Origin of the sequence: Petralouisia muris (assembly GCF_004793545.1) — a bacterium.
Taxonomy (GTDB): domain Bacteria; phylum Bacillota; class Clostridia; order Lachnospirales; family Lachnospiraceae; genus Petralouisia; species Petralouisia muris.
This window is the reverse complement of record NZ_SRYA01000274.1, coordinates 1-350: the sequence shown is the minus strand read 5'-3', so window position 1 is coordinate 350 and position 350 is coordinate 1. Positions and strand designations below refer to the sequence as shown.

General features: G+C 44.3%; 1 protein-coding gene. It reads right to left on the bottom strand.

Annotated elements, in window-relative coordinates:
- Positions 1-194 precede the first annotated feature (194 nt).
- On the bottom strand, positions 195-341 hold the full coding sequence (locus E5329_RS32780; protein WP_408634720.1) for an LPXTG cell wall anchor domain-containing protein: 147 nt from the start codon (positions 339-341) through the stop codon (positions 195-197).
- Between the last annotated feature and the right edge of the window lie 9 nt (positions 342-350).

Genomic DNA, 350 nt, shown 5'->3' with positions numbered 1-350 from the left:
AAAAAGGAACCTTTTACAATTCAAATGTAAAAGATTCCTTAAGTTAATGACATTGCCCTTTTACTACCTCTTTGAATATCTCATAATCCATCATAAAGTCTGTTCCTCCTTGCCTTTCTACAGAAAAAGGCGGGACATATAAGCTGCTCTGGCTTACATGCCCCGCCGGGTTCATGCATGGTTATTCATTACACTTATGCTTCTGCGCTTTCTTTTTTCTTCTTCCAGAAGAAGATACCGAGTCCGGCTGCAACAGCCAAAAATCCGAACCCTGCAAATGCCCACGGGTTCATGCTGTCCCCGGTCTGCGGGAGTTTCGGTTCCGTAGGCTTGTTTGTCACTTCAAGGGT